This is a genomic window from Novipirellula sp., from assembly GCF_041583735.1.
Taxonomy (GTDB): Bacteria; Planctomycetota; Planctomycetia; order Pirellulales; family Pirellulaceae; genus Novipirellula.
Genome location: NZ_JBFHFD010000299.1, coordinates 1 through 9,870 on the forward strand (window position 1 = coordinate 1; position 9,870 = coordinate 9,870).

General features: G+C 54.0%; 7 protein-coding genes. 2 read left to right on the plus strand and 5 right to left on the minus strand.

Annotation, left to right across the window (positions count from 1 at the left end):
• From ABX962_RS20280 to pepF, 4 genes are all read right to left on the minus strand, one after another.
• The coding region (locus tag ABX962_RS20280) for a flotillin-like FloA family protein (protein ID WP_372721845.1) at window positions 1-456 on the minus strand (456 nt) is incomplete at its 3' end.
• A gap of 334 nt (window positions 457-790) precedes the next feature.
• Window positions 791-2,308 (minus strand): YihY/virulence factor BrkB family protein, encoded by a 1,518-nt coding sequence (locus tag ABX962_RS20285; RefSeq protein ID WP_372721839.1) that lies wholly within the window; start codon window positions 2,306-2,308, stop codon window positions 791-793.
• Window positions 2,309-2,341: 33 nt separating this feature from the next.
• Window positions 2,342-3,922, minus strand: coding sequence for an MBL fold metallo-hydrolase (locus ABX962_RS20290; protein WP_372721840.1), 1,581 nt, complete (start codon window positions 3,920-3,922; stop codon window positions 2,342-2,344).
• Window positions 3,923-3,988: 66 nt separating this feature from the next.
• Window positions 3,989-5,788, minus strand: coding sequence for an oligoendopeptidase F (gene pepF / locus ABX962_RS20295; protein ID WP_372721841.1), 1,800 nt, complete (start codon window positions 5,786-5,788; stop codon window positions 3,989-3,991).
• Between the two features lie 291 nt (window positions 5,789-6,079).
• Between pepF and ABX962_RS20300 the strand changes: the two genes are divergently transcribed.
• The gene (locus ABX962_RS20300) at window positions 6,080-7,030 is read left to right on the plus strand and encodes a hypothetical protein (RefSeq protein WP_372721842.1); all 951 of its coding nucleotides are present in this window, start codon (window positions 6,080-6,082) and stop codon (window positions 7,028-7,030) included.
• A gap of 168 nt (window positions 7,031-7,198) precedes the next feature.
• Here ABX962_RS20300 and ABX962_RS20305 read toward each other — a convergent pair whose 3' ends face one another.
• On the minus strand, window positions 7,199-7,564 hold the full coding sequence (locus ABX962_RS20305) for a hypothetical protein (RefSeq protein WP_372721843.1): 366 nt from the start codon (window positions 7,562-7,564) through the stop codon (window positions 7,199-7,201).
• A 272-nt stretch (window positions 7,565-7,836) separates the two neighbouring features.
• Here ABX962_RS20305 and ABX962_RS20310 point away from each other — a divergent pair.
• A partial coding sequence (locus tag ABX962_RS20310; protein WP_372721844.1) for a hypothetical protein occupies window positions 7,837-9,870 on the plus strand: 2,034 nt, incomplete at its 3' end.

Consider the following 9,870-nt stretch of genomic DNA (forward strand, 5'->3'; position numbering starts at 1 on the left):
ACTGAGCGTGGTCTTTCCGGTTCGACTCGGGTCGGGGCAATCGATGACTTTTGGATAAACACTCGTTTGCACCGCGTCCAGAACATCACGTCCGGCCAAATCGATTGCAGCGGCTTGGTCAAAATCCAATGGAATCTCGGCGCGATGAGCCGCGATGATTGCGTGAATCACATTCATCACATTCCCACCGGCCAAATAGTGGGCTTCCAATCGCCGAGTGCTGATCCCGTCACGACGCGAAATGCTTAGCCCCGCTTGAGCCGACATGACTTTGGCCTGCACGATGACGTTTGGATTGACCTTCGTGAAGTGCATCCGAATCAAGCTCATCAAGCTGACGTCGGCGACCGACATGTACGCTTGGAACCAAAGTTTTCCATAGCGGATAAAGAAGAATCCCAAGATCGCGATCAAAAAAAGCACAAACAGCACGATCGCCAACCAAACCACATTCATCGGCTTTTGCCCGAGCAATTGCCAATTTGCCAGCGGCATTACAAAACCAACAGGGGCGGCTTCGGCAGCAGCGGAAAGGACGGGCGACAGCATCATGACGCTCACAACATTCGAAGGGACAGACGGAGGACTCGCCAATACGAGTCTATTTGCCCCTTGATCATAAGGCACCCCACGTCCAGTGCAAGTAATGGGAGCGGCAGGGAGGGCTGTTTCGGGAAAAAGCTTCAGCCGCAGCGGCCCGGTCGCGGCGATTTAAATCGATTGAATTTGCCCCGGCAATCCGCTCGTCGCGCCGCTCATGAAATCCCCCCGATCTTCATTAAAAAATGCGTTAGCCGTCACTCATTAGCGAAGCAAGCGTTTGCCCCGCCACGGCGTCGTGTTGGGTCTTCCGGATCTCGCGGAGGGCCACCCAGGCTCGATGCCGGCTAATGGACCGTGAGTGATGAGCCAGCGTTAGAATCTCTTGAATTTCAATCTGCTGGGCCGGTCGCCCTAGAGTCAAGGAATCATCCTCGTCATCGTCATTGCCTTGGGTCACACGTCGCAGCAACTTTGCATCGACAAGACGTTCTGCCATCTCGCGGGCGTGATTGCCGTTCAGCCCTAGCCGTGTCGAAAGCTGCTGGAAATCCAGCGTCTTGCCCGCTGCAAACGCTTCGGCCACTTCGACCATCATCGGCAACATCCAATCGGGATCACCGTGTAGGGCCGTTTCGTCATCCGCATCGATCCATTTGGCCGAACGTTGGCCTCGCATCATCTGTAGCGTTCGCGTCAGAATCAAACCGAACAGAAAGATCAGCCAAGTCACGTAGATCCAAAACAAGAACAACGGGATCAATCCCAACGATGCATACAGCGCCGCGTAGGGCAGCGCTGTGGCTACGTAGAACTGGAAACCTGCTTTGGCGGCCTGCCACAACACCGCCCCCACAAACGATCCGATTGCCGCCGCGCGAACCGAGACGTGCGTATTGGGCATCAACGCGTACAACAGGAATAGCAACGCCCAGCTCGCGATCAATGACAAACCATGCGATGCAATCACCACAAGCCTCTGGTTCGCCCCGAGCGTTCCGAACCAATCGATGGCTTGGCCGGACAAATACAAACTGATCGCCAACAACCCGCTGCCCAACGTGATAATCGACCAATGAATGGCGACGCGGATATGGACCGGCCGATGGGTCGAGGCTTCGAAGATCAAATTGAAAATCGATTCGGTCGCATTCGCCAACGCGATCGCGGCGTAGATAAACAACACCAATCCAATCACTCCGATGGACGCAAAGTCAAGATCGGCAATTTTAGCGGTAGCTTCGTGCAACGCCTTGCGAATCCCCGCGCGTGCCTGACGACGCGACTCGGCGTCGCTGTTGGGATCTTCGACTTCGTTCCCGCCAGTCACCGAATCGGTCGTCTGTTGGAGCACCGCCGCGTCGGGCTGTTCCAACGAAGGAGGCGACAAACTGAAATCGGTTTGCCCGTCGCCAGCGTCCCAGCCGATCGGCAACTCCAATTGCTCGTCGGTTTCGTTTTGGAAATAGTCATCCGGGATGTACGGAACGCCAAAGAACGAATAGACCTGGTCTTCGACTTTTTGCTGAACCTCATCGAGTCCGCCGACGATGCGAAACATCACCAATCCCAGTACAACGACGGGAATCAGCGAAAAGATCGTGCGATAGGTTAATTCCGCCGCCATCCCTTCGGCGCGAAAGTGAACCAGTTGACGCCAACAATGAGCGGTCAAGTCACAGGCATAACGCACCGATTCCTGATGACGCGTCAGCTCTTCGCGAGGCTGTCGCACCGCATCGACGATGTACTTAAACAGGCTTCGCATAAGACTCCGTCCGTGCCGTAATACGCCCCACGTCTACTGCCCTAACACGGATGACAATCGCTGCAACAACTCGGCCTTCTTGTGACCATCCGGAAGCGATCTGAGTTTATCGCCCAAGCTGATCATGAAACTGGCGTAGTCATTATTCCAATCGCGGACCGCTTGCGATTCATCCAAACGAGGCTGAGGATGCGACACCAGCACAGGGCACTGATGTGCTTTTAGCTCGAAGGTTTCATCGAATTGCGGCATAAAAATTTTGTCACGGTCGATGCCTTGTTCGTGCAACATTTCACGCATTGCTTCACGCGCATCGTCTTCGCCGTGGTTCAGAAATAATGCTCCCAACACGGGACCACGTTCTTTCACCCAATCCAGCAACTCGCCTTGGTCGGCATGCGCCGAATAATTGCCGATGCTGCGAATTGCCGCGTCAACCTTGTATTCTTTTCCATAGATGCGAACACGCTTGGCACCGCTGGTGATGATGTGCCCGAGGGTTCCAGGCGATTGATAACCGACAAACAAAACCGTCGACTCACGTCGCCAGATGTTGTTTTTCAAGTGATGTTTGATCCGGCCTGCGTTGCACATCCCGCTTGCCGAAATGATGATCGCACCGCGTTTAATTCGATTGACTGCCTTGCTTTCCTCGACACTTTGGACGAGATGGAAACGCCGGTGCCGGAAGATGCTCGACGCATCCGTTTCGATATCATCCAGATCATGGGCATGATCGATGAACACTTCGGTGACCTTTCTCGCAAGCGGCGAATCAAGATAGACATCCGCCTCGGGAATCTGGCCGGACGAAATCAACACGCCGATATCATGCAGCAGTTCTTGGCTGCGTTCGACGGCGAAGGAGGGAATGACGATATTGCCCCCCCGTTTTAGCCCGAGAGTTAATTCCTCTTGCAGCATTCCACGGCGTTTTTCCAGCGTGTAGTCTTCGCGATCGCGATTGCCATAGGTGCTTTCACAAATGACGTAGTCGTACCCGGCGGGCGCGTCTGGTGCGAGGTGAAACGCTTTTTCGTCTGGACCGAGATCGCCCGAGAACAATACTCGAATCGTATCGCCCGATTCGTCGAGTTGAACTTCCACCGACGCCGACCCCAACAAGTGGCCGGCGTTCCATAAACGCCCGCGAATCCCATCGCGTGGGCTGAACCACTGTTCGTATTCCACTCGCTCAAGCTGTCGCAGCGTTTGCTCGGCATCCTCCATCGTATAGATCGCCTCGATCAAATCTTGGCCTTTCTGCTCGCGTTTGACGTTCAATCGTTCGGCATTGGATTCTTGAATATAGGCGGAATCACGCAGCATGAACTCCAACAAATCACAGGTGGCATCGGTAGCGTAGATCTTGCCGCGAAATCCTGCTCGCACCAACTTCGGCAGCAACCCCGAATGGTCGATGTGAGCATGAGTCAAAAACAGGAACTCGATCTTTGCCGCATCAAACGGAAAGGGTTTGTAGTTCAAGCTCTGAGTCGTTTTCGTGCCTTGAAAAAAGCCACAATCGACTAAGAATTTCTTACCCTCGCTTTCGACTAACGAACAAGATCCCGTAACCGTGCCTGCGGCGCCACAAAACGTCAAATTGGCCATAACGCGAGTCCACTGAGGTGAAAAGCAAGTTGATTGAAAAGCGAGGTGCCGCTAGAACCATTGCCGCTAGATCAGTTGATCGAGCTCTTCGGTCAAAGTCCGGAAGCGTTCGAGTGTCGTCGCGACCGGTTCGGGTTGGGTCATATCGACTCCGGCGTCACGCAGCAAATCGAGTGGATCTTTGCTGCAACCGCCCGATAGAAAGCGTAGATAGTCGTCAAGTTCTTGCTTGCCACCTTCGAGCACACGACGCGAAAGTGCGACCGCCGCGCTCAGTCCGGTTGCATACTTGTAGACATAAAACGCACGGTAAAAGTGAGGAATCCGGAAGCATTCACGTTCCAGTTCATCGTCGATGACAAAATCGGGACCGAAGTACGCGGTCAACAATTCGCGATAGACCTCGCGGAACGTAGCCACCGTCAATGGTTTGCCCGCTTCGGCCATTTCGTGAGTAATCTTTTCGAACTCGGCAAACATCGTTTGCCGAACCACGGTCGCTCGGATGCCATCGAGTTCGTTATTGATTAGGTACGCGCGTTCGTTGTCATCGGCCGCATTTTTTAGCAAGTAATCGGTTAACAATTGCTCGTTGAACGTACTGGCGACTTCGGCGACAAAGATCGTGTAGTTGTAGTATTCAAACGGTTGACTGCGTGCCGAATGCCAACTGTGCATCGAGTGCCCCGCCTCGTGCGTGAGCGTGAACACATCATTAAGAACTTCTTCTTTAAAATTCATCAAGATGTAGGGATCGCCATCAAACGTTCCGCACGAAAATGCACCGCTTTGCTTTCCACGGTTGGGATAACGATCCGACCAACGTCCGCGAAGCCCGGCTTCGAGCACTCCGACGTATTCGCTGCCGAGCGGGGCGAGTGATTCGAGAATCACGTTGACCGCTTGGTCCCATGTGTGGTGTTTTTTGACACCGCTGAGGATTGGCACGTAAGTGTCGTAATGATGGATTTTGTCGATCCCCATTTTACGGCGACGCACATCGAGATAGTGGTGCACGTTGGGCAACGATTCGCGTACCGCATGAATCAAGTTGTCGTAGACATCGACAGGCACGTTATCGGGGAACAACGCCGCTTGCAGGCTGCTATCGTAGTTTTTAGCCCGTGCGTAATAGACGTCTCGTTGGATGCTGCCACCGAGCGTGGCGGCAAGCGTGTTTTCGTGGTTCGAAAATTGTTCGTAGTACTGGTGAAACGCTTTGCGACGCACCTTGCGATCGGGGCTGATCAACATTTGTCCAAACGTTGCGTGTGAAAGTTCGACCTTACGCCCCTCGTGGTCCTCGATTTCACCGAACCGCAAATCAGCATCATTCAATTGCCGAAACGCGTTGCCAGCGGCGGATGCCATTTCGCCTTGCATCGCCAGCAACCGCTCTTCGTTATCCGTCAGCGTGTGCGGCCGATAACGCAGCAAACGCTGGAGCTGCAATCGGAACGGAGCCAGCTTTTCGTCCGCAGCCAACTCGCTCATCCGTGCTTCTTCGATCGACAGCAACTCGGGCCGCATATAACTTGCTGCTTGGCCCGCACGGACGGCTAGATTTTGAAAACGCAGCTTCATCGCTTGCGAATCACTATTGCCTTGATCTTCGGTGGTCTTCAAAAACGCGTACGTGCCAACACGTTCGGCGAGACGATCAAATTGGCTGTCAAACGTCAATGCTTCGGCAAGCACGTCCGCTGACTCACCCAACCGCCCTCGATAGGTTTCGTAAGTGGCGATTTGCTCGTCAAGCTTCTTGTATTCCGTTTCCCAGGCAGCGTCGTCCTGACAAAGACTCGAAAGATCCCAGCGGTCACCGGGTTTGACTTGATCACGAGCGGGAAGAGTAGCGGTGGTCATCGAAAATTTCGTCCTTGGCGGCAAGAGAAACGCAAAGCGTCAAATATCAAAGGAATGCGGAGTCTCCTGACAATCCGCAGCGATATTGTAGCGAATCGCTCGCGCCCCGAATGCCCCGCATCTACGGGACAAAATTCCACCCCATTCGTGCTCCAAACCGAAACACGCGGCGATGCCAAGATGTTAAGCTGGAACGGGTACACCCCGACTACGGCAGCCCCCTCCCTCAAGCCTGATAAACCGAATCCAATCGCCATGCTGACTGTCAAATGCACTCAATGCCAAGCTGGTATGAAACTTCAGAAAGCCCCCGCTGGCGGAAAGGTGAAATGCCCACGTTGCGGCGCGATTGTTTCCGTCGGACAGCCGGCCGCCAGCAAGGCGGCTGCCTCTGGATCGCTCACCCCCGATGACGACGACTTTGATTTCGGCCAAATCAATTTTCCCAGCGCCGCCCCCGCGTCCGCGGTGTCAAGTTTCCCCGTGAACCCCGCCGCCACGGTTTACCAGGGCCCCATCCCAGGCGATCCGTTGGCAGGTCAAGAGGAAGCCGCGAGCGATGCGCCCGCCGCCGCAGTCAACACGCACTCTGCCCAAACCGCAGCCAAGGGCAAACCATTACCCGTCAAAATTATCGCCGGAGTCGTTTCCGGACTGGTGGCCTTTGTGGTGATGTTTTTTGTCGTCTCGATGATGTTTGGCGGAGGGGGTGGCGAGGCGAGTGCCACCGCAGCGAATGCGGCCGCCGAGCTAGGCAAGAACGTCCCTGCGGGTTACCAAGTCGTAGAGTTCGAGGGGTGTGCCGTCTACATGCCTGATGGCGAAGTGTTTCGTGAAATGCCGCCGGGAGCGATGGAATCCAAAGTGGTTCGCAGTGACAAGACCGGATCCATCTTTTTCTTCGGCGCGATGGATAATGGCAAAATGGAACTCGACGACGAACAGATGCGAAAGAAAGCGAAGCGGTTTGTCGCTGGCGACGTGTTGGGTGGTACCCCCACCGAACGCAACGGTTACAAAGGAATCAAAGGCCGAGTTTCGGTGTCAGCGATGCTTCCAGATATGACGATCGAAGCCTATCTGGCCGATGAACGCTACATTTTGATCGGCAGCCAACCCGCCAGCATGGGTGCCGATGTCGAAACCCAAATGTCAATCGACCGTGCCGCCGAAAACGAAGAGCAAAAGATATTCTTTGATTCACTCAAAGTCGGTCCCAAGTCCGGCGGCCTGTTTTTCTAACGCGTCAGCAAGCAATCGATTCCACCGACGTTGGTACTAACCCAGTGTTTTTTGCAGCGGAGCGGCGCGAGCTGCCCGGTCTAGTTTGAACGCTTTACTCGCTGCAACCGGGCGGGCCCCGCGCCGTGCCGCTACCCAAGTTCGCGGCAGCGATGCCGGGCCAGCGACCTACACTTTCTCGTCTTGTTCGAAAACCTGCCTGCGTATCTCAGGCTTCTTTTTGGATTGATACCTCAGCGTGCGAAACGCATCGACGCCCGCTAAGACCATGATCACCAACAATGCCACCATCACGCTCATCCAGCAGCCGATCCAAACCCGGCCGGGCCCCGCAAAAGCGGCAACGATCACCAAGACGCCGCACAGCGCAAACAACAGATGCACCCAACGCCGAGAACGCAATCGCGATGCAAAGTAACGATGATCCAAGTCATCTTCAAGAGACTCGTGGGCCCACCCCCGACGCTCGTTCCAGTGCAACCAGATTGCGAACGAAAGTAGCGTGACTCCGATAACAATGCTGCCTTCGAACATAAGATTCTTTTTCCTTGGGCTCCGCTCATCTACCAGCCTAGCGAAATCTGCCGCCTCGCTTCCAGGATGGGGTGTTTTTCCAAAAACACAACTCTGTACGACAGCATACCCCAGGTTGCGCTCAAGAACGATGTCTATTTCCTGTGGCAGATGAGTTCTTACTCGATCAGCAACAATCGTTAGAATTCACCACGGGCATTTTTCAGTAGCGAAGTTTTGCAAGAATTTGTCGGCTCAAAACGCTGCGAACCTATTACCACGGTGTCTCAAAAGTGATCATCTGGACTGGCGCTATCCATTGTCTCGTCTTGATTGCGGTCGCCCTACAAATCAGCACCTGCACGACGGCTTCCGCTCAAACCAGCCCGATTGCTGATCGCATCGAAATGAGGGGCAATCACAGTTTTCCCCGACGCAAGCTGTTTGCGGAACTCAACGCTCACCCCCAGTTCCTGATCGCCAGTCACGCCTTGGGGGATTCGTCCCAATTGGCGGGTGTGATTGAAAACCTGCTGGTCAAAGGATATCGCAATGCAGGATTTGACAAAGCGACCGTCAAATGCGAGGAAGTCATCTCCATTGACAAATCCTCGCCGTCGCGATGGAAAATCACCGTCGACGAAGGCAAACAAATTCGCTGCGGTCAAGTCCGTATCGTCGCAGCAAAACAGATCGACTCCCAAGCTCTGGTGCGTCGACTGACCGAGCCTTACGCTGACACCAACGCGTTCCCCAAGTTTGTAGCGATCAATGAAAATATAGTCACGTACTGGGTCAATGAAGAAGGCAAAGAATCGAAGTTAAAAGATCCTGTTTGGGAGATCGGTGATAAAGTTCGGTTTGACTCTGAACTTGGTTTGCGCAATCAGGTGATCCAAGCCATCGCCGACCTCGGTTTTTCGCAATCCGATGTCCTGGTCCGCTTCGACGTGGACCGCGATCGTCAAACCGCCGCTCTGATCGTCGACATACTTGACGAAGGAGTGGCGGATCGAATCGGCGAGATCGAAGTCCATGGCAACTCGATCAACACATATGACCAGATCCTCGAATATTTGGGGGTGGCAATCGGTGACACGATCGGTCGTAGTGAACTGCAGCAAATGACAAAACGGTTGTGGGACAGTGGCCGTTTTAAAAAACACCGATTTCGTTTTGACAAGCAAACACAATCGCTTTCGCTTGAGCTTGAAGAGTGTAGCGGGCTACCGCCGATCGATGAGCCGATCAACAAAACAGCGACGGTTCTAATGAAGGCCAGCCAATGGTTGTCGGGGATTGCTGCACGTGGTGATGACATTGAAACGTACACCGCATGGGGCGAGGACAATCTGTTGGTTATCCAGTCAAACGATGGATTATTTGCGGAGCTAAAATCCCCTTCGGGCGTCTCCGCCGATGGTCAACTCGAAACGGCGTCCCTGCTAATCGGCCGCGATCAATTCGTCTTGAATCACTCTGCTCTGCCGCGATGTTTACGGATCCCTCTGGGCTCGATGGGCGGACAGATTCAATTCAGTACGGAACATTTTGCCGACCCAGATCCCGACAAATTTTTAAAGGGCACTTTTACCCTGTCGGGCAACACGCGACGCGATGAAACCGAAGCTCCGCTTCAATTCAGTTTCCGCAGCAGTCCGGTGAATTGGCTGCCTCTGGCCTACAAAGAATCGGTCCACACCGAAGTTGTCGGGGGTGAATTGATCCTGAGCCATGGAACGGAAAGCATCCATGTCGACGTGGAATCTGGGAAGGTGAACCAATGGCATACTCAAAACGGAATGCTTCGGTTTGCCCCGGGGTTGCTTCAGGCAGCACGCTCGACGTTTCTCAGCGAATTACCCGAAGCGGTCAATCACGGTGATGGACACTCCGGCCCGGTGACCGCTACGGTTGACTATTTGACCAGCGAACCTGTCGTCCAAACGCTCAACCAGGTCCGTGCCGAAGACCCGCCGTCTATCGATCCACTGCTAATCTCGGCGATTCGTAAACTAAACGATGGCGGCATGCTGCGAGGGTTTGACGAAGTGTTGACATGGATGGACAACGACACTGGTAACGAAAAATTCTACATCCCTATGGACACGCCGAAGAACCTGAGCTCTGAACAGATTTTCTGGAACCTCGGGTCTCGCATTGCGTTACTGCACATCGACAAAGTGTTCGCGCAGGGAACTTGGCCTTTGCTACTAAGCAAAGAATTCTGTCTACGATCATTGGGAGCATCGAAATACACCCAACAAGTTTTGCAGCAACTTGGCCAAGACCAGCACAACGGGCCGATTTGTTTTGCAGCGATGACG